The organism is Nocardioides sp. Leaf307 (assembly GCF_001423135.1).
Lineage (GTDB): Bacteria > Actinomycetota > Actinomycetes > Propionibacteriales > Nocardioidaceae > Nocardioides > Nocardioides kribbensis.
In genome coordinates this window covers 501,638-520,845 of sequence record NZ_LMNY01000002.1, presented here as the reverse complement: position 1 = coordinate 520,845, position 19,208 = coordinate 501,638, and the positions used below count along the sequence as shown (strand labels likewise).

The 19,208-nt window shown below is 73.1% G+C and carries 16 protein-coding genes; 10 read left to right on the top strand and 6 right to left on the bottom strand.

Features of this window, described 5'->3' with window-relative positions; translation table 11 throughout:
* The first annotated feature begins 44 nt into the window (after positions 1-44).
* The 4 genes from ASF50_RS11685 (at position 45) to ASF50_RS11670 (ending at position 7,516) form a co-directional block, all read left to right on the top strand.
* Positions 45-3,014: an NHL repeat-containing protein gene (locus tag ASF50_RS11685; protein ID WP_156718252.1), complete on the top strand. Its 2,970-nt coding sequence runs from the start codon at positions 45-47 to the stop codon at positions 3,012-3,014.
* Positions 3,015-3,222: 208 nt separating this feature from the next.
* On the top strand, positions 3,223-3,498 hold the full coding sequence (gene rpsO / locus ASF50_RS11680; RefSeq protein WP_056862426.1) for a 30S ribosomal protein S15: 276 nt from the start codon (positions 3,223-3,225) through the stop codon (positions 3,496-3,498).
* Positions 3,499-3,823: 325 nt separating this feature from the next.
* Complete coding sequence (locus tag ASF50_RS11675) at positions 3,824-6,073, top strand: polyribonucleotide nucleotidyltransferase (RefSeq protein WP_321163140.1); 2,250 nt, start codon at positions 3,824-3,826, stop codon at positions 6,071-6,073.
* A gap of 6 nt (positions 6,074-6,079) precedes the next feature.
* Complete coding sequence (locus tag ASF50_RS11670) at positions 6,080-7,516, top strand: M16 family metallopeptidase (protein WP_082503134.1); 1,437 nt, start codon at positions 6,080-6,082, stop codon at positions 7,514-7,516.
* Between the two features lie 76 nt (positions 7,517-7,592).
* Here the strand turns inward: ASF50_RS11670 and ASF50_RS11665 are convergent, their stop codons facing one another.
* Positions 7,593-8,108, bottom strand: a complete 516-nt coding sequence (locus ASF50_RS11665; RefSeq protein ID WP_056862428.1) for a class I SAM-dependent methyltransferase — start codon at positions 8,106-8,108, stop codon at positions 7,593-7,595.
* Between the two features lie 102 nt (positions 8,109-8,210).
* Between ASF50_RS11665 and dapB the strand changes: the two genes are divergently transcribed.
* Both dapB and ASF50_RS11655 read left to right on the top strand, forming a co-directional pair.
* Positions 8,211-8,954 (top strand): 4-hydroxy-tetrahydrodipicolinate reductase, encoded by a 744-nt coding sequence (dapB, locus tag ASF50_RS11660; protein WP_056904978.1) that lies wholly within the window; start codon positions 8,211-8,213, stop codon positions 8,952-8,954.
* Positions 8,955-9,187: 233 nt separating this feature from the next.
* Entirely contained in the window at positions 9,188-10,846 is a 1,659-nt protein-coding gene (locus ASF50_RS11655; protein WP_056904569.1) for a M4 family metallopeptidase, read from the top strand.
* Positions 10,847-11,039: 193 nt separating this feature from the next.
* Here the strand turns inward: ASF50_RS11655 and ASF50_RS11650 are convergent, their stop codons facing one another.
* Positions 11,040-12,098, bottom strand: coding sequence for a zinc-dependent dehydrogenase (locus tag ASF50_RS11650; RefSeq protein ID WP_056862430.1), 1,059 nt, complete (start codon positions 12,096-12,098; stop codon positions 11,040-11,042).
* 262 nt (positions 12,099-12,360) lie between these two features.
* Between ASF50_RS11650 and ASF50_RS11645 the strand changes: the two genes are divergently transcribed.
* The gene (locus tag ASF50_RS11645) at positions 12,361-14,334 is read left to right on the top strand and encodes a PTS mannitol transporter subunit IICBA (RefSeq protein ID WP_056904568.1); all 1,974 of its coding nucleotides are present in this window, start codon (positions 12,361-12,363) and stop codon (positions 14,332-14,334) included.
* Between the two features lie 100 nt (positions 14,335-14,434).
* On the opposite strand, the gene ASF50_RS11640 is transcribed toward ASF50_RS11645, so the two are convergent.
* From ASF50_RS11640 to ASF50_RS11630, 3 genes are read right to left on the bottom strand one after another with little or no spacing between them, the layout of a single operon-like run.
* Entirely contained in the window at positions 14,435-14,743 is a 309-nt protein-coding gene (locus tag ASF50_RS11640; RefSeq protein WP_056904567.1) for an AzlD domain-containing protein, read from the bottom strand.
* Positions 14,740-15,543: an AzlC family ABC transporter permease gene (locus ASF50_RS11635; protein WP_082503133.1), complete on the bottom strand. Its 804-nt coding sequence runs from the start codon at positions 15,541-15,543 to the stop codon at positions 14,740-14,742. The genes ASF50_RS11640 and ASF50_RS11635 overlap by 4 nt, the downstream gene beginning before the upstream one ends.
* Positions 15,544-15,553: 10 nt before the next feature.
* Positions 15,554-16,108 carry a GNAT family N-acetyltransferase gene (locus ASF50_RS11630; RefSeq protein ID WP_056904566.1) on the bottom strand — a complete coding sequence of 185 codons (555 nt, stop codon included), beginning with the start codon at positions 16,106-16,108 and terminating at the stop codon, positions 15,554-15,556.
* A gap of 63 nt (positions 16,109-16,171) precedes the next feature.
* On the opposite strand from ASF50_RS11630, the gene ASF50_RS11625 reads away from it, so the two are divergent.
* Entirely contained in the window at positions 16,172-17,185 is a 1,014-nt protein-coding gene (locus ASF50_RS11625) for an aldo/keto reductase family protein (protein WP_056862434.1), read from the top strand.
* 103 nt (positions 17,186-17,288) lie between these two features.
* Here ASF50_RS11625 and ASF50_RS11620 read toward each other — a convergent pair whose 3' ends face one another.
* Positions 17,289-17,873, bottom strand: coding sequence for a DUF3043 domain-containing protein (locus ASF50_RS11620; protein ID WP_056862435.1), 585 nt, complete (start codon positions 17,871-17,873; stop codon positions 17,289-17,291).
* Positions 17,874-18,129: 256 nt separating this feature from the next.
* On the opposite strand from ASF50_RS11620, the gene ASF50_RS11615 reads away from it, so the two are divergent.
* Positions 18,130-18,924 (top strand): PspA/IM30 family protein, encoded by a 795-nt coding sequence (locus ASF50_RS11615; protein ID WP_200918922.1) that lies wholly within the window; start codon positions 18,130-18,132, stop codon positions 18,922-18,924.
* Positions 18,921-19,199 (top strand): PspA-associated protein PspAA, encoded by a 279-nt coding sequence (gene pspAA / locus ASF50_RS11610; protein WP_056862437.1) that lies wholly within the window; start codon positions 18,921-18,923, stop codon positions 19,197-19,199. Before ASF50_RS11615 ends, pspAA begins: the two co-directional genes overlap by 4 nt.
* Positions 19,200-19,208 lie beyond the last annotated feature (9 nt).

Here is a 19,208-nt window from a genome sequence, read left to right as displayed (position 1 = left end):
CAATGGGGGTCGCGGGTGCGGCGGTGCGCTCGCAGACTCGCTGGGTGAAGCCTGTTGCGCGCCGTGCGGTGACCGGGGCGCTCGTCGCGCTCCTCGCCCTCGCCCTGCCCCTCCTCCCGCTCCTCCCGGCGCCGGGCCCGCACCGGGCCGGGGTCGGCCCCGGCGCGGCGGCGGCCGAGCCGTGGAAGCCCCCCGCGATGGTGCGCACCATCGGCGGCACCGGGCGCGCCAGCCTCTTCCCCTGGGGCCTGGCGTGGAACCCCGTCTCGCAGCGCTGGATCGTCGGCGACTACTTCAACTACCAGGTGCGCACCTTCGACGCTGACTGGCGCTCCACCGGCGTGCTCCCGCAGCCCAGCGCGGCCTCGGGCGACCCCGAGTCGGTCCTGGCCTCGGTGGCCGTCGACCCGCGCACCGGCGAGACCTACGTCGGCAAGCCCAAGCCCGACACCCTGGCCCACTACGCCGCCGACGGCACGCGACTGCCCGACGTGGTGGTCGACCCGACGTCCGGCTCCCAGACCTACACCGCGTGGGTCACCGTCGACGACGAGGGCTACGTGTGGGTGCTCGACAGCCACCTGTGGAACACCGACGCCGACCCCTCGCGGCTGATCCGCCTGGCCCCCGGCGGGGGCGCCCAGGTCTCCTCGTGGGACCTGTCCTTCCCGGGCCAGAAGCCGGGCCAGTTCTACGGCATCGACGTGGGCTCCGACGGACGCGTCTACCTCGCCGACGCCGTCAACCGCCGGGTCCAGGTGCTCTCGCCCGACGGCACCCTGATCCGCTCGATCGGCACCTCCGGCGAGGCCGACGTGCCCGGCGCGCTCTCGGGCGACCTGCGCAGCGTGGTGGTCGACGACGAGGCCGGGCGCCTCTACGTCGTCGACGCGGTGCAGGACCAGGTCGAGGTCTTCGACCTCGAGGGCCGACCGCTGCTGCAGATCGGCGGCCACGGCACCGAGCCGGGGCGCCTCGTCGCCCCGCGCCAGCTCGCCTTCGGGCCCGAGGGCGACCTGTGGGTCAGCGAGTACGGCAACTACCGCATCCAGGCCTTCGACCCCCTGACCGGCGTCTCGCGCGGGGTCGAGCCGACCCCGCTGCCCGAGCGCCCCGGCGGGCAGCTCGGCCAGCCGCGCGACGTCGGCGTCGACCCCGCGACCGGCGAGGTCTGGGTGGCGGACTCCTGGAACCAGCGCTTCTGCCGCTACGCCGCCGACGGCACGTGGACCGGCTGCTGGGGCGGGCGCGGCAACACCCCGCCCTACGGCGTGAAGTACCCCCGCGGCATCGCCGTCGACGCCGCGCGCGACCGCGTCTGGGTGAGCAACAACGCCGGCGGCACCATCTTCGTCTACGACGACGAGGCCGGCTTCCTCTTCCAGGTCGGCGAGGAGGGCAACCGGCGCAACAACGAGCCCGGCATGCTCGAGAAGCCCTTCGGGATGGCCTTCGGCAGCGGCTACGCCTACGTCGCGGACCCCGGGTCGACCTACGAGAACAGCAGCGCCCAGGTCAAGGTGCTCGACGCCGACACCGGCGCGCAGGTCGCCACCATCGCGCGCAACGCCCGGACCGTGGCCGTCGACGAGGCCACCGGTCTGGTCTACGTCGCCGACACGGGCACCAACCAGCAGAAGATCTACGTCTACGGCCCCACCGGCGGTCCGGCGCTGCGCAGCTTCGGCGGCAGGGGCACCGCGGCCGGCAAGTTCACCGGCCTGTGGGGCGTCACCGTCTCCGACGGCGTCGTCTACGCCACCGACGAGGCGCAGTCGAGGGTGCAGGCCTTCACGACCGGCGGGGCCTTCCTGGGGCGCTGGGGCTCGGTGGGCTCGGGTCCGCTGCAGCTGCGCAACCCCGCCGGCATCACCCACGACGCGGCGGGCCTGCTCTACGTCGCGGACTCCTCCAACGACCGGGTCGTCGTGCTCGACCCGGGCCGCGCGCGCCCGGCGTACCTCTTCTCACGGCCCACGCTGACCCTGACCTCGCCGACCACGGGCTCGGTCACGCCCGGCCCGGTGGTGGTCGAGGGCCTGGCGGGCGACGACCGGTCGCTGGCCTCGGTCGAGGTGTCGGTGCGCGACCGGGCCACGGGCCTGTGGTGGGACCCGACCACGGCGACCTGGGCGACCGCGCAGACCTGGGGTCTCGCCCCGTGGGCGGGCAGCCCCACCTCGGCCCGGTGGCGGTGGGTCTTCCCCGGCGCCGAGACCGACCACGACTACCACCTCGAGGCCCGGGCCCGCGACGCCGACGGCACGCTGTCGGCGCCGGTGCGCAGCACCGAGGTCTCGGTGCGCGAGCCCGACCCGGTGGCGCCGAGCACCACCGTGACCCCGCCCGCCACCACGCTCCTGCCCGGCATGGTCGCCCTGTCCGGCGACGCGGCCGACGACCGTGGCGTCGCGGCGGTGCGCTGGGCGGTGCAGCACGCGCGCAGCGGGCTGTGGTGGACCGGCAGCGCCTGGTCGGCCGACCCGACCTGGTCGACCGCCACGCTCACGGCGCCCGGCGCGACGGCGACCGGCTGGAGCGCGACCTGGACCCCGCCGGCCGCCGAGCGGTACGTCGTGGTCGCCCGCGCCGTCGACACCGGTGGGGGAGAGGACCCCGTCGGCGCCTCGGCGGGCTTCGTGGTCGGCCTCGCCGAGCCCGACCAGACCGGCGCGGAGACCCGGGTGACGGCACCGACCGCGGGCCAGGTGCTCGCGCCGGGCGACGTGGTCCTCGCCGGCCGCGCCACCGACCTCTCGGGGGTGGGCTGGGTCGACGTGGCGCTGCAGGACCGGACCACGGGCCTGTGGTGGAATGCCGCGACCGGGAGCTGGGGACCCTTCACCTGGAACGACGGCGCCTCGACCCCCGCCGCGCGCTTCGCCAGCCCGACCACGTGGTCCTGGACCTGGTCGGCCCTCGCGCCGGGGTCCTACCGGATGGGAGCACGGGCGCGCGACGGCGGCGGGCGCGTCGACGCCACCCCGGCGTGGGTCGACGTCAGCGTCGGCTGACGCCCTTTTGGGGGCCCCGGCGTGCGCGCGGTAGTCTCCACCGGTTGCCCGCAGCACGTCGTACGCCGTCGCCGCGGGCAGCGGCACCACCTCGCACGACCCTCACACGAACACCGCCGTCCAACGGCCGCGGAACCAGAGTGCCCGGGAGAACAGGCCCCGGCGCGCCGCGCAGCGAACGCCCACCTCGGGCACGGAAGGAGACCGCATGTCGATCGGTACCGACGCGGAGACCAAGAAGAAGATCATCGCCGAGTACGCCACGACCGAGGGCGACACCGGCTCGCCCGAGGTGCAGATCGCGCTGCTGAGCCACCGCATCAGCCACCTCACCGAGCACCTCAAGCAGCACAAGCACGACCACCACAGCCGTCGTGGTCTGCTGCTGCTCGTCGGCCAGCGCCGTCGCCTGCTGAACTACCTGCAGAAGACGGAGATCGCCCGCTACCGCTCGATCGTCGAGCGTCTCGGCCTGCGTCGCTGACACCGCGTTGACGGGCGGAGCGGCTGCCCCTCGTGGGCAGCCGCTCCCTCGCATTTACGGCTCCGGGCACTACGCTCGGAGACGGAACAACTGAATCTCCACACCATCTCCACCCACCAGGAGCGACCCGCATCGTCGGCCCGGTCCTCGGTAGTGGCCCTCAGACCCGCCAGGAGGCGGACGCGCTGCGGGCCTCGATCGAAGACCGGCCCCCTCCCAGCAGCTATCGGGAGGGTCACCCACGCGGGATCCTCGTCGCAAGACGCCCGCCACCTCGAGCGGGGACGCCGCGGTCCGCTCCGCGAGCACAGAACAAGGACACCCCTTGACCGAGAACACCACGGCTGAGCCCGTGATCTCCGCCGTCGAGACCGTCATCGACAACGGTCCCTTCGGCACCCGCACCGTCAAGTTCGAGACCGGGCTGCTGGCCCGCCAGGCCGCCGGCTCCGTCACGGCCTACCTCGACGACGACACGATGCTGCTGTCCGCGACCACCGCGGGCAAGCACCCCAAGGACCACTTCGACTTCTTCCCCCTGACGATCGACGTCGAGGAGCGGATGTACGCCGCGGGCCAGATCCCCGGCTCCTTCTTCCGCTCCGAGGGTCGTCCGGGCGAGGACGCCATCCTCACCTGCCGCCTCATCGACCGCCCGCTGCGCCCGACCTTCAAGAAGGGTCTGCGCAACGAGGTCCAGGTCGTCATCACGGTGATGGCGCTCAACCCCGACACCCCCTACGACGTGCTGGCCATCAACGCCGCGTCGATCTCCACCCAGCTCTCGGGCCTTCCCTTCTCGGGCCCGGTCGGCGGCGTGCGCGTCGCCCTCATCGACGGGCGCTGGGTCGCCTTCCCGAAGCACTCCGAGCTCGAGCGCGCCGTCTTCGACATGGTCGTCGCCGGCCGCGTGACCGAGACCGGCGACGTCGCCATCATGATGGTCGAGGCCGAGGCCACCGAGCAGACCTGGACCCTGGTCCAGGGCGGCGTGCAGGCCCCGACCGAGGAGATCGTCGCCGGCGGTCTCGACGCGGCCAAGCCCTTCATCAAGCAGCTGGTCGAGGCGCAGGTCGAGCTGGCCAACGTGGCCGCCAAGCCCGTGCAGGAGTTCCCGATCTTCCTCGACTACGAGGACGACGTCTACGCCGCCGTCGAGGCCGCCGCGCAGTCCGACGTAGCAGCCGCGATGACCATCGGCGACAAGCAGGAGCGCGAGGCCAAGACCGACGAGGTCAAGGCCGCCGTCCTGGAGAAGCTCGCCGGCCAGTTCGAGGGTCGCGAGAAGGAGCTCGGCGCCGCCTTCCGCTCGCTGACCAAGTCGCTAGTGCGCGAGCGCGTCCTGCGCGACAAGGTCCGCATCGACGGTCGCGGCCTGGCCGACATCCGCCCGCTGCACGCCGAGGTCGGCGTGATCCCGCGCGTGCACGGCTCCTCGCTCTTCGAGCGCGGCGAGACCCAGATCCTGGGTGTCACCACCCTCGACATGCTCAAGATGGAGCAGCAGCTCGACACCCTCTCCCCGGAGAAGTCGCGCCGCTACATGCACAAGTACGTCTTCCCGCCGTTCTCCACCGGCGAGACCGGCCGCGTGGGCTCGCCCAAGCGCCGCGAGGTCGGCCACGGTGCGCTCGCGCGCCGCGCCCTGCTGCCCGTGCTGCCCACCCGCGAGGAGTTCCCCTACGCGATCCGCCAGCTCTCCGAGGCCATGGGCTCCAACGGCTCCACCTCGATGGGCTCGGTCTGCGCCTCGACGATGTCGCTGCTCCAGGCCGGCGTGCCGCTGCGCGCCGCCGTCGCCGGCATCGCGATGGGCCTCATCTCCGGCGAGGTCGACGGCTCGACGCAGTACGTCGCGCTGACCGACATCCTCGGCGCCGAGGACGCCTTCGGCGACATGGACTTCAAGGTCGCCGGCACGCGCGAGTTCGTCACCGCCCTGCAGCTCGACACCAAGCTCGACGGCATCCCCGCCGAGGTGCTCGCCGCGGCCCTGACCCAGGCCCGCGACGCGCGCCTGGCCATCCTCGACGTCATGGCCGAGGCCATCGACGAGCCCGAGGAGATGGCCGAGACCGCGCCGCGCATCATCACCGTGCGCGTGCCCGTCGACAAGATCGGCGAGGTCATCGGCCCGAAGGGCAAGATGATCAACCAGATCCAAGACGACACCGGCGCCTCGATCTCCATCGAGGACGACGGCACCGTCTACATCGGCGCCACCAGCGGTGCCGCCGCCGACGCCGCGAAGGCCGCGATCAACGCGATCGGCAACCCGACGATGCCCGAGGTCGGCGAGCGCTACCTCGGCACCGTCGTGAAGACGACGAACTTCGGCGCCTTCGTGTCGCTGATGCCGGGCAAGGACGGGCTGCTGCACATCAGCAAGCTGCGCGGCCTGGCCGGCGGCAAGCGCGTCGACGCCGTCGAGGACGTCGTCGCGGTGGGCCAGAAGGTCCAGGTCCAGATCGCCGAGATCGACGACCGCGGCAAGCTCTCCCTGATCCCCGTGGTCGAGGAGACCGAGGGCGGCGGCGACGACGCCGCCGCGGAGACCGCCCCCGAGGAGGCCTGACCCTTCGTGGTTGCTGCACCCCGGTCGACCCGCCCGAGCACCTCGGGCGGGTCGACCGCTTCCCAGGCCGGTGCGCCCGGCCCCCTCGCCCCGTCCGACCGCGGGCTCGCCGCCCGCGGCACGGGCACGGCCCACACGCTGCAGACCGTCACCGACGCCGCGGGCGCCGTGGTGTCGCTGGTGCGGCGTACGGTCCTGCCCGGGGGTCTGCGGGTCATCACCGAGCACATGGCCGGGGTCCGCTCGGCCAGCATCGGGGTGTGGGTCGGCGTCGGCTCCCGCGACGAGGACGACACCCTGCACGGCTGCTCACACTTCCTCGAGCACCTGCTCTTCAAGGGCACCGCGGAGCGCTCGGCGCTGGACATCTCCATCGCGCTCGACGCGGTGGGCGGTGAGTTCAACGCCTTCACCGCCAAGGAGTACACCTGCTTCCACGCCCGGGTGCTCGACGACGACCTGCCCCTGGCCGTCGACGTGCTCGGCGACATGATCACCGCCAGCCGGATCGACGGGGACGACGTCGAGGCCGAGCGCGACGTCATCCTCGACGAGATCGCCATGCACGACGACGACCCCGACGACGTGGTGCACAACCTCTTCGCCGAGCAGGCGTGGGGCTCCACCTCACCGCTGGGCCGCTCGATCGCGGGCACGGAGGAGTCGATCACCGCGATGACGCGCGAGCGCATCGTGGCCTTCTACCGGCGCCACTACCGCCCCGCCACCATGGTGGTCGCGGTGGCCGGCAACGTCGACCACGACGTGGTCGTGGCGCAGGTCGGGGCCGCCTTCGGCCGCGGGGGGTTCCTCGACGGCGACGAGGAGCCGGTGACCCTGGCACCGGGCGGCGCGGACGACGCGGCCGGCGGGCGGGCCCTGCTGCCCGTGCGCCCCGGCACGGTGGCCACGACCCGCCCCTTCGAGCAGGTCAACGTCGTGCTCGGCATGGAGGGCATCACCCGCAACGACCCCCGCCGCTTCGCGCTCGGGGTCATCAACACCGCCCTGGGCGGCGGCACCTCCAGCCGGCTCTTCCAGGAGGTGCGGGAGCGTCGCGGACTGGCCTACTCGGTCTACTCCTTCGAGAGCCACCACCTCGACTCCGGCCTGGTCGGGGTCTCGGTGGGCTGCCTGCCGGCCAAGCTCGACGACGTGCTCGCCGTGGTGCGCGCCGAGCTGGCCCGGGTGGCCGCCGAGGGCATCACCGCCGAGGAGCTCGAGCGCGGCAAGGGCATGCTCCGCGGCGGCCTCGTGCTGGGCCTGGAGGACTCCGGCTCGCGGATGTCACGGCTGGGCAAGGCCGAGCTGGTCTACGACGAGCTGCTCGGCATCGACGAGGTCATCGAGCGCATCGACGCGGTGACCCTGGAGGAGACCCGGCAGATCGCGGCCGAGATCTTCGCCCGCCCCGAGATCCTCGCGGTCGTCGGGCCGGCCTGAGCCGGCCCCGCCTCGCGCGCCGCGTGTCGGGCGGCGCGTCTCGGGCGGCGTTGTCGGCCGGCGTCGGGCGTCGCGCTCAGCGCCGTCCGACGATGCCGACCACCGAGGGCACCTTGCGCTGCACGACCTGCACGCGGAAGCCGCCCTCGGCGAGCGCGGCGGAGCACTTCTCGACGATGGTCGGGACCTCCTCGGGGCGCGTGGCCTCGAAGAAGAGGTAGACCGCGCCGCCCGGCACGACCCGCTCGTGCAGCAGCGCGATCTCGTCGGCGCAGTCGCGCACCCAGAAGAGGTTGACGTTGAAGGCGTAGACCTTGTTCAGGCGCTTGACCGGCACCCGCAGGGTGGCCAGGTCGATCTGGCGCACGGTGAGGCGCCCCGACTCGACGTAGCGCGCGCAGCGGCGCTTGGTGCGGTCGACGCCGGACTCCGAGCGGTCGATCGCGAAGAGCTTGCCGGTCTCCAGCCGGCTGCAGATCAGCTCCGCGCCCGCGCCGGGACCGCACCCGATCTCGAGCACGTGGTCTCCCGGCTGGACGTCCATGAGGTCGACCGACCAGCGGATCCGGGCCGGGATCGTCTGCAGCACCATGGGGGCAAGACTGCCAGAAGTCCGCGAGCGCGTGGCCGGTAGGTTGGCGCTGTGGAAGCAGCGCAGTCGCAGGACGGTCGGCAGGGGCACGCCCCGGGAGCCCTGAGGGTCGGTGTGCTCGGCGCGCGCGGCAAGGTCGGCAGCGCCGTCTGCGCCGCGGTGCGCGGGGCCGAGGGCCTCGAGCTCGTCGCGCAGGTCGACGCCGGCGACTCCCTCGACGTGCTGGCCGAGCAGCGGGTCGAGGCCGTCGTCGACTTCACCCACCCCGACGTCGTCATGGGCAACCTCGAGCGCTGCGTCGCCGAGGGCGTCCACGCCGTCGTCGGCACCACCGGCTTCGACGAGGAGCGCCTGGCCACGCTGCGCGGCTGGCTGGAGGACTCCCCGGGCACCGGGGTGCTCATCGCCCCCAACTTCTCCATCGGCGCGGTGCTGATGATGCGCTTCGCGGCGCTGGCGGCGCCTCACTACGAGTCGGTGGAGATCGTCGAGCTGCACCACCCCGACAAGGCCGACGCCCCCTCCGGCACGGCTCGTCGTACGGCGGAGCTCGTCGCCGCCGCCCGCCGCGAGGCGGGGCTGGGCCCTGCGCCCGACGCGACGTCGACCGCCCTCGACGGGGCCCGCGGGGCCGACGTCGACGGCGTGCCGGTCCACTCCCTGCGGGTGCGCGGTCTCGTGGCCCACCAGGAGGTCGTGCTCGGCGGCGTGGGGGAGACCCTCACCATCCGCCACGACTCCCTCGACCGGGCCTCCTTCACCCCCGGGGTGCTGGCCTCCCTGCGCGTGATCGGGTCGCGACCGGGCCTCACGGTGGGGCTGGAGCACCTGCTCGACCTGGGCTGAGGGTCGACCGGGGGGGTCGACCGGTCCCGGGGCCGGACCGGAGCCCGAGGGGTCGGGCGCCGCTGGCCGCCGGTCCGTCGTCGCGCCCTGCGCCGACGCGACGTCGCGGACATCTGCAGGTTCGTGCGATGCACGAACCTGAGGTGCGGCGCCGGTTCCGCGCGCGCCCCCCGCTTGGCAGGGTCGTCCCCGACGCCGTCCCTCCGGACGGCGCGGGCGAGAGGGATGCACGCATGAGAAGGACCACGGGGATCGCGGCGGCCGCAGTGCTGGCGCTGGGGGCGCTCGGCGCCCAGACCACCGGCGCGCTCGCGGGCCCCGGGGAGGGTCCGTCCGCCGGCCCCGCCGCGGGCGGCACGGTGCAGCAGCTCGACGGCGCCACCGGCGCGGCGCGCGACGCGGTCGCGGCGCTCGCCGCCCACCCCCGCGCCGCGCTCGCCGCCCCGGGCCAGCAGGTGCGCGCCACCCAGACGATGCTCGACCCCAGCGGCGCCACCCACGTGCGCATGGAGCGCACCTACCGCGGCCTGCCCGTGCTGGGCGGTGACCTGGTGGTCCACCAGGGCGCCTCCGACGCCTGGCGCGGGGTGAGCCAGTCCCTCGACACCCCCCTCGACCTGTCGGTCACGCCCACCGTCACGGCCTCCCGTGCCGCCGCGCGGACCACCGCGCCGACGGCGCAGACCCGTGCGATCGAGGACATGGAGGTGTCCGCCGACCAGGCCCCCCGCCTGGTCGTCGACGCCCTCGCCGGCGCTCCCCGGCTCGCGTGGGAGGTCGTCACGACGGGCCGTCAGGACGACGGCACCCCCAGCCGTCTGGCCAGCTACGTCGACGCCCGCACCGGCCAGGTGCTGCGCCGCGAGGAGCAGATCCAGACCGTCGACGGCTCCGGCCAGTCGCTCTACGGCGGCACGGTGCCGCTGCAGGTCGCGCCCGCGGGATCGGCGTACGAGCTGCGCGACGTGACCCGCGGCGGCACCTACACCGTCGACCTCGCGGGCAAGCAGGACTCCGCCCTGTGCGGTGTGCTCGGCGTCGGCTGCGCCACCGGCAAGGTCGTCTCCAGCCCCACGACGAGCTTCGGCAACGGCACGACCAGCGACCCCGACTCCGCCGGCGTCGACGCGCAGTACGGCACCGACGTCACGTGGGACTACTACTCCGACGTGCACGGTCGCGAGGGCATCTTCGGTGACGGCTCCGGCTCCTACAACCGGGTCCACTACGGCAAGAACTACGTCAACGCCTTCTGGGACGGCGAGAAGATGACCTACGGCGACGGTGACGGCACCAACTTCGGTCCGCTCGTCTCCCTCGACGTCGCGGGCCACGAGATGTCCCACGGCGTCACCGAGAACACCGCCGGCCTGACCTACTCGGGGGAGTCGGGCGGTCTCAACGAGGCCACCTCCGACATCTTCGGCACCATGGTCGAGTTCTACGCCGCCAACCCCGCCGACCCGGGCGACTACCTGATCGGCGAGGAGTTCGACCTGAAGGAGAAGGTCGGCTTCCGGCGCATGGACGACCCGATCGCCGACGGCAGCTCGCCGAACTGCTACTCCGCCGACACCAAGAACCTCGACGTCCACTACTCCTCGGGCGTGGGCAACCACTTCTTCTACCTGCTCGCCGAGGGCTCGGGTGCGAAGACGATCGGCGGGGTCGCGCACCGCTCGACGACCTGCGACGGCTCCACGGTCACCGGCATCGGCCGCGACCAGGCCGACGCGATCTGGTTCCGCGCGCTGACGGTCTACATGACCTCCGGCACCACCTACTCGCAGGCCCGGGCGGCGACCCTGTCCGCCGCCCGCGACCTCTACGGCGCCGGGAGCGCCCAGGAGTCGGCGGTGGCCGCGGCCTGGACCGCCGTGAGCGTGGCCTGACCCGGCACGCCCCTGACCGTGGGCTCGTGCCGGACGGAAACGGCACGGTCCCACCTGGTCGCGGACCCGGTCCTCCGTGGGGGAGGGACCGGACGCGACGAAGGCCCGCACCCCTCGGGGTGCGGGCCTTCATCTGTCCCTGTGTCGCTGTCCCTGTGCCGCTGTCCGGGCGCGTCGCTGTCCGTGGGCCCGCTCAGGGCTCGACGGTGACCTTGATGGCCTCGCCGGCCTTGACGATCGCGAAGGCGTCGAGGGCGCGCTCGAGCGGCACGTGCTCGGTGATGAGGTCCTTGACCGGCACCTGGCCGGTGGAGATGTACTCCAGCGCGCGCTTGTTGTGCTCGGGGGCCGATCCGTTGGCGCCGTGGATGTGCAGCTGGCGGTAGTGCACGACGTTGGAGTCGCAGGTGATGGTCGGGTCGGTCTTGGGCAGCCCGCCGAAGAAGGAGATGCGGCCGTTGCGCGCGGCCATGGCGATGGCCTGCTCCTGGGTGACGTTGGCCGCGGTGGCGGTGATGATGACGTCGGCGCCGCGACCGTCGGTGAGCTCCATGACCCGCTCCACGACGTCGACCTCGGCGCCGTTGATGACCTCGTCGGGCTGCACCGCGTCGGCCGACATCGCCAGGCGGGCGGCGTTGACGTCGACGAGGAAGACCTTGCCGACCTTGTGCACGCCGCGGGCGATGCGGATGTGCATGCAGCCGATCGGGCCGGCGCCGAAGACCACGAGGGTGTCGCCCTCCTCGATGTCGAGCAGCTCCTGGGCGTTGATCGCGCAGGCGAAGGGCTCGGCGGCCGAGGCCTCGTCGTAGCCGACGTTGTCGGGGATCCGGTTGAGCCCGTCGACCTTGAGCACCTGCTGCGGCACGATCATGTACTCGGCGAAGCCGCCGTCGTACTGGTAGCCGACCGAGGTCTGGTTCTGGCAGACCGCCATCCACCCCTTGCGGCACTCGTGGCACTCCCCGCACGGCACGGCGGCGATGACCTGGGCCCGGTCACCGACGGCCCAGCTGCTGCCGTAGGTGGCGTTGACGTCGGCACCGACCTCCACGACCTCGCCGGCGATCTCGTGGCCGATGGTGCGCGGGGGAGTGAGGTTCTGGTGGCCGTTGTGGAAGATCTTGACGTCGGTGCCGCAGGTGGAGCAGTTCTTCACCTTGAGCTTGACCTCGCCGGGCCCGCACTCGGGCTCGGGCACGTCCTCGAGCCGGACGTCCTCGGGGGCGTAGAACCGCAGGGCCTTCATGTGTCTCCTCCAGGGGTGCTGTCGACGGGAGTGACCGCGGTCACCCACGGATCACCCTAGACCTCGGCCGCGGGCCGGGGCTCGCGCCGACCCTACCCGCGTTTGTGTGGAAACGCACCCGCTTGTGTTGGTTTGTTGCTTGACGGGCCTCAGGGGTCGGGGTATAAACAACGAAACGAAGGTGGGTGACCGCGGTCACAGATCGCCCGACCCGCCTCGACACGGGATCCCGGCTCGGCCGGGCTGTTCGAGAGAAGGCGCCATGGCCAGCACCACCCACGCGGCACCCGGCGGAGCGAGCGTCCGGGTCCGGGTCCAGAAGTTCGGCACGGCGATGTCGAACATGATCATGCCCAACATCCCCGCCCTGATCGCCTGGGGGATCCTCACCGCCCTGTTCATCCCCGACGGGTGGCTCCCCAACGCCGACCTCGCCACGCTGGTCGGCCCGACGATCCACTACCTGCTGCCGCTGGTCATCGCCTACACCGGTGGCCGGATGGTCTACGACGCCCGTGGCGGGGTGGTGGGAGCCTTCGCGACGATGGGGGCGATCGCAGGCTCCGACCTGCTGATCGCCAACTTCAACGCCACGCTGCCCGAGGGCTCCAGCGAGCTCGGCCAGGTCCACATGTTCCTCGGCGCCATGATCCTCGGGCCGCTCTCGGCCTGGGTGATGAAGCGGCTCGACGCCCTCTGGGACGGCAAGGTCAAGCCGGGCTTCGAGATGCTGGTCAACCAGTTCTCCGCCGGCATCACGGCCTTCCTGATGGCGCTCGTCGGCTTCTACGGCGTGGCGCGGCTGGTCAACGCGGTCATGGACGCGGCGAGCAGCATCGTGGAGACCCTCGTCGACAACAACCTGCTGCCGCTCACCTCGGTGCTCATCGAGCCGGCCAAGGTCTTCTTCCTCAACAACGCCATCAACCACGGGGCACTGACCCCGCTCGGCATCTCGGAGGCGGCGGAGAACGGGAAGTCGGTGCTCTTCCTCCTGGAGGCCAACCCCGGCCCCGGACTCGGCATCCTGCTGGCCTACACCTTCTTCGGCAAGGGCCTGGCCAAAGCCTCGGCCCCCGGCGCCGCGGTCATCCACTTCCTCGGCGGCATCCACGAGATCTACTTCCCCTACGTGCTGATGAAGCCGAAGCTCATCCTCGCCGTCATCGCCGGGGGCGCCACCGGCGTCGGCGTCAACGTCCTCTTCGACACCGGGCTGCGCGCCCCGGCCTCACCCGGCTCGATCATCGCCGTCTACGCGCAGACCGCCCGCGACAGCTACGTCGGCGTCACCCTCGCCGTGGCCGCCTCGGCCGCCGTCACCTTCGCGGTCGCGGCCTTCCTGCTCAAGCTCGACAAGTCCGACGACGAGGGCGACCTCGCCGCGGCGACCGCCAAGATGGAGCAGCACAAGGGCAAGAAGTCGTCGGTGGCCTCCGCGCTGACCGGTGCGGGTGCGGGCACCGGGGCGATCCACTCGATCGTCTTCGCCTGCGACGCCGGCATGGGCTCCTCCGCGATGGGCGCCTCGGTGCTGCGCAAGAAGGTCCAGGCCGCCGGCTTCTCCGACGTCAGCGTCACCAACAAGGCGATCTCCAACCTGCGCGACGACGTCGACCTCGTGGTCTCCCACCAGGACCTCACCGACCGGGCCCGGCAGCGCAGCGGCTCGGCCCTCCACGTGTCGGTCGACAACTTCATGCAGAGCCCCGCCTACGACGAGATCGTCGACCTGCTGCGCCAGCGCAACGGCGCGGGCGGTGCCCCGACCCCGGCGGCGGCAGAGGAGGGCGCCCTCGGCGGCGCGCTCCTGGCGCGCGAGTCGATCGTGCTCGACGGCACGGCCCGCTCCCGCGACGACGCCATCACCGAGGCCGGCCGGCTGCTCGTCGCCGCCGGGGCCGCGGAGCCGGCGTACGTGGAGGCGATGCACGAGCGCGAGGCGTCGGTGTCCACCTTCATGGGCAACGGCCTGGCCATCCCGCACGGCACCAACGAGGCCAAGTCCTCGGTGCACCGCACCGCGATCTCGCTCGTGCGCTACTCCGACGGGCTGGACTGGAAGGGCAAGCAGGTGCGCTTCGTCGTGGGCATCGCCGCGGTCGGCAAGGACCACCTCAAGCTGCTGGGGCGCATCGCCGAGGTGTTCCTCGACGACGACCAGGTCGCGCGGCTGGAGCGGGCCTCCACCACCGACGAGGTGCTCGAGGTGCTCGGCCAGGTCCAGCCCGCCTGACCCGGCCCGCTCGCGCCTCTGCCCGACCACGCACGGCCCCCGGCTCCGGCCGGGGGCCGTCGTGCGTCGCGGCGCCCGGCGACCAGGTGTGGCCGGGCGGTCAGACGGACAGGCGCAGGAGTGCTGCGGTCGCCGCGGCCCCGACCACGACGACGAGGAAGGGCGCCCGGGCCAGGAGCAGCAGCACCGCCGCGCCCAGACCGGCCAGGCGGGCGTCGACCTCGAGCCGCCGGTCGCCGGCCAGCACCTGCACGGCGACGAGCGCGGCGAGCAGCGCCACCGGCAGCAGGTCGGCCACCCGCCGCACGACCGGACGCTCCAGCACCCGCTCGGGCACCGAGAGCCCGGCCAGCTTGAGCAGGTAGCAGCCCACGCCCGCGCCCAGCACGGCGACCCAGGTCGCGCTCACGACGCCGCCCCCGCTGCCGCCCCCGGGGCCGTCCCCGGGTCGGGCCGGTCGCGGCGCAGCACGCCGACCAGCAGTGCCACCCCGCCCGCGACGAGCACGGGCACGCCCGCGGCCGTCAGGGGTACGGCACCCAGCGCCACACCGGCCGCGGCGAGCGCCACCAGGCGGGTCGGCAGGTCGCGCAGCCGCGGCCAGAGCAGGGCCAGGAACGCCGCACCCACCGCGGCGTCGAGGCCGAGGGCGCGGGGGTCGCCGAGCGACTCACCGGCGAGGGCACCGAGGAGGGTGGCGAGGTTCCACAGCGCGAAGACGGACAGGCCGGTCGACAGGAACCCCAGACGGGCCAGCGCGGTCGTGGGGCGCGCCACCGCCATCGCGGTCGACTCGTCGATCAGCAGGTGGGCGGCCAGCGCCCGGCGACGCCCGCGCCAGGCCAGCAGCGGGGCGAGGCGCAGCCCGTAGAGGGTGTTGCGGGTGCCGAGCAGCAGCGCGGTGACCGCACCCGAGACGGGGCTGCCGCCGACGGCGAGCACGCCGACGAGCGCGAACTGCGAGGCCCCGGTGAACATCAGCAGCGACAGGACGCAGGTCTGGGCCACGTCCAGCCCCGACGAGACCGACACCGCGCCGAAGGAGAGGCCGTAGGCGCCGGTGGCGAGCCCGATGCCGAGGCCGTCGCGCACGATCGCGCGCCGCTGGGCACGCTCACGGCCCGGCTCCTGGCCCGGTCCTCCGACCGGCTCCCCGGTGGGCTCGTGGGCCGCGGGAGGCTGCCCGCCGTCGCCGGGTGGGGTGGTCACGGGCGCCGCGTCAGACCAGCGAGGTGTGCAGCCGCACCTGCGAGACCACGGTGGTGCCGTCGCCGGTGAGGTCGAGGCGGCGGTGGGCGCCGTCGGCGGCCCAGCCCGCGCCCACCAGGAAGGCCCGCAGGGCGTCGTCGGCCGCCACCGACCACAGCACGGCGCGGGTGAAGCGGTCGGCCTGCAGGGTCTCGGCCGCCGCCTGCAGCAGCCGCGACCCGTGGCCACGCCCGCGGTCGGCCGCGGCCACGACGAGCTCGACGACCTCCGCGTCGGCCACCGGGTCGCAGTCGGGGTCGGCGGCGGGGGTGAGCACCACGAAGCCGGTGGGCCGGTTGCGCTCGAGGGCGACGAGCACGCGGTTGCGGGCGTCGGCGGGGCGGGCCAGCGACCGGGCCCAGGTGTCGGCCGCGGCCGCCTCCGCCTCGGGGCCGCTCGGCAGCGCATCGACCGGCACGGCCCCGGCGTACAGGTCGGGCCAGGCGCGCAGCTGGAGGGCGGCGATGGCGGCGGCGTCGTCGGCCCACGCCACCCGCACGGACACGTCGGGGCCGGCAGAGGTCATGGCGCGATCCTCGCAGCACCCGGCGGCCCCGGGCCGTTGCCCCCCGGGTCTAGGGTCGGAGCCATGGAGATTCGTAACCTCGGAAAGAGCGGCCTGAAGATCTCGGCCATCTCGTACGGCAACTGGCTCACCCACGGCTCGCAGGTCGAGGAGGACGCCGCCCTGGCCTGTGTGCGGCAGGCGCTGGAGGAGGGCATCACGACCTTCGACACCGCCGACGTCTACGCCAACACCGCCGCGGAGAGCGTGCTCGGCCGGGCGCTCGCCGGCGAGCGGCGCGAGGGCCTGGAGATCTTCACCAAGGTCTACTGGCCCACCGGCCCCGGCGCCCACAACGACCACGGCCTGTCGCGCAAGCACATCATGGAGTCGATCGACGGCTCGCTCTCGCGCCTCGGCACCGACTACGTCGACCTCTACCAGGCCCACCGCTACGACTACGAGACCCCGCTCGAGGAGACGATGGAGGCCTTCGCCGACGTCGTCCACTCCGGCAAGGCGCTCTACATCGGCGTCTCGGAGTGGCGCGCGGAGGAGATCCGGGCCGCCCACGCGCTGGCCCGCGAGCTGCGCATCCCCTTCGTCTCCAACCAGCCGCAGTACAACATGCTGTGGCGCGTCATCGAGTCGGAGGTCGTGCCGACCTCGGAGGAGCTCGGCATCGGCCAGGTCGTCTGGTCGCCGATCGCGCAGGGCGTGCTCACCGGCAAGTACAAGCCCGGCCAGGACGCCCCCGCCGGCTCGCGCGCCACCGACAGCAAGGGCGGCGCGGACATGATCAGCCGCTGGATGAAGGACGACGTGCTCGAGCGCGTGCAGCAGCTGCAGCCCATCGCCGACGAGGCCGGCCTGACCCTGGCCCAGCTGGCGATCGCCTGGGTGCTGCACAACCCCAACGTGTCCTCCGCGATCATCGGGGCCAGCCGCCCCGAGCAGGTCACCGACAACGTCAAGGCCGCCGGCGTGAGGCTGGAGGACGAGGCGCTGCGCCGCATCGACGAGGTGCTCGACCCCGTCGTCGAGCGCGACCCCGCCAAGACCCAGTCGCCGAGGACCCGGGACTTCTCCGACCGCTGAGCCCCGACCGCCCTGGGCGTCGCCGCCCCGGACGCGCACCGCCCCCCGACCGGCTCGGTCGGGGGGCGGTGTCGTGCCGGGGTGTCGTGCCGGGGCTGCCGGGTCAGCGGTAGTGCTCGGGCAGGCTCTGGCCGAGCTTCACCTTCGCCTTGGGCAGCCGCATGAACTTCATCTGCAGCGCGCGGGTGAGCGCGTAGTACGTCGTGCCCTTGAGCGCGGTGTCGGGAAAGCGTCGCTTGAGCTCGCGTCGCATCTTGAAGCGCAGGAAGACCATGTCGAGCACGACGAGCAGCAGCGTGCCGAAGAGGATGGTGTTGCCGATGCCGGCCAGCGTCGCGTTGCCCGAGTAGGTGAGGATCATCGTGATGATCAGCAGCGGGATCATCAGCTCGATGAAGGAGAAGCGCACGTCGACGAAGTCGCGGATGAAGCTGCGCACCGGCCCCCGGTCGCGGGCCAGGAAGTAGCGCTCGTCGCCCTCCTTCATCGCCTTGCGGACCTTCTGGCTCGACTCCACGCGCGCGGCGCGCTGGGCCTGGGCCTGCTCGCGTCGCGTGCGCGGCACCTTGGCGCGGGCACGGGCGGCGGCCTCGGCCTCCTTGCGGGTGGGCGTCGGGCGTCCCTTGCCGCCGGGCTTGACGACCGGCGGCGCCTCGGTGGTGGTGTCGGACTTGCTGCGACCAAACAACGCGGTGACCTCGTGACGGGCGGGGAGCGGACGGAGAGGGTGCTGAGCGTGAGGGCGGCCCCGCGCACCTGCCCGGTGCCAGCCTACCGGCGTCGTGGCGCCGTCGGCGGTGCGGTGGCAGTGCGGTGACGGCGTGCCGGAGGTGCCGCCCGGCCGCCCGTGCGTGCCCGTGCCCCGGTGGCCGTGGCCGGTGTTGCCGCGCGGCCGTAGGGTGAGCACCACAGCCGCACCCGTCCGGAAGAGGGACCAGCACCCCATGAGCCTCATGAAGCGCATCAGCCTGATCTTCAGGTCGAAGGCCAACACCGCCCTCGACCGTGCGGAGGACCCCCGCGAGACGCTGGACTACAGCTACCAGCGCCAGCTCGACCTGCTCTCCAAGGTCCGCCGCGGCGTGGCCGACGTCGCCACCAGCCGCAAGCGGGTCGAGCTGCAGGTCAACCAGCTCGAGCAGCAGGGCGCCAAGCTCCAGGGCCAGGCCCAGAAGGCCATCGACATGGGCCGCGAGGACCTCGCCCGCGAGGCGCTCACGCGCAAGTCGGCCCTCAACGGCCAGATCGACGACCTCAAGGCCCAGCACGCGCAGCTCCAGGGTGAGGAGGAGAAGCTGACCCTCGCCCAGCAGCGCCTGCAGGCCAAGGTCGAGTCCTTCCGCACCCGCAAGGAGACGATCAAGGCCACCTACACCGCCGCCGAGGCCCAGACCCGCATCAACGAGGCGATGTCGGGCATCGGCGAGGAGATGGGCGACATCGGCCTGGCCATGCAGCGCGCCGAGGACAAGACCGCGCAGATGCAGGCCCGCGCCGGCGCCATCGACGAGCTGATCGCCTCCGGTGCGCTCGACGACGCCAGCTCCCTCAACCGCGGCGACGACATCAGCCGCGAGCTCGACGCGATGAGCTCGCAGTCCGACGTCGAGGCCGAGCTCGCCCGGCTCAAGGGCGTCTCCGCCCCCGCGCAGCCGCAGGCCATCGAGGGCGGCGACGGCGGCGACATCCTCGCCGCCGAGCCGCAGAGGGCCGAGCAGCCGCGGGACGGCCAGGCATGATCGTCCGCATCCTCGGCGAGGGGCAGTACGACGTCGCCGACAACGCCCTCGACCGTCTCAACGCGCTCGACGCCGCGGTGGAGACCGCCGTCGAGGCCGGCGACGAGGACGCCTTCGCGCCGGCGCTGCACGCCCTGCTCGAGGGCGTGCGCACCGTCGGCGTGGCCCACGCCCTCGACAGCCTCGACGAGTCCGACCTCATCCTCCCGCCCGCCGACGCCAGCCTGGCCGAGGTGCGCGAGATGCTGGCCGACGACGGGCTCATCCCCGGCTGACCCTCCGTC

Excerpts from the sequence above, each read along its gene's own strand:
- ASF50_RS11655 (WP_056904569.1), top strand. The coding sequence starts at position 9,188 with ATGAGAAGGACCACGGGGATCGCGGCGGCCGCAGTGCTGGCGCTGGGG.
- ASF50_RS11645 (WP_056904568.1), top strand. The coding sequence starts at position 12,361 with ATGGCCAGCACCACCCACGCGGCACCCGGCGGAGCGAGCGTCCGGGTC.
- rpsO (WP_056862426.1), top strand. The coding sequence starts at position 3,223 with ATGTCGATCGGTACCGACGCGGAGACCAAGAAGAAGATCATCGCCGAG.
- ASF50_RS11665 (WP_056862428.1), bottom strand. The coding sequence starts at position 8,108 with ATGGTGCTGCAGACGATCCCGGCCCGGATCCGCTGGTCGGTCGACCTC.
- ASF50_RS11615 (WP_200918922.1), top strand. The coding sequence starts at position 18,130 with ATGAGCCTCATGAAGCGCATCAGCCTGATCTTCAGGTCGAAGGCCAAC.
- ASF50_RS11650 (WP_056862430.1), bottom strand. The coding sequence starts at position 12,098 with ATGAAGGCCCTGCGGTTCTACGCCCCCGAGGACGTCCGGCTCGAGGAC.
- ASF50_RS11625 (WP_056862434.1), top strand. The coding sequence starts at position 16,172 with ATGGAGATTCGTAACCTCGGAAAGAGCGGCCTGAAGATCTCGGCCATC.
- ASF50_RS11630 (WP_056904566.1), bottom strand. The coding sequence starts at position 16,108 with ATGACCTCTGCCGGCCCCGACGTGTCCGTGCGGGTGGCGTGGGCCGAC.
- pspAA (WP_056862437.1), top strand. The coding sequence starts at position 18,921 with ATGATCGTCCGCATCCTCGGCGAGGGGCAGTACGACGTCGCCGACAAC.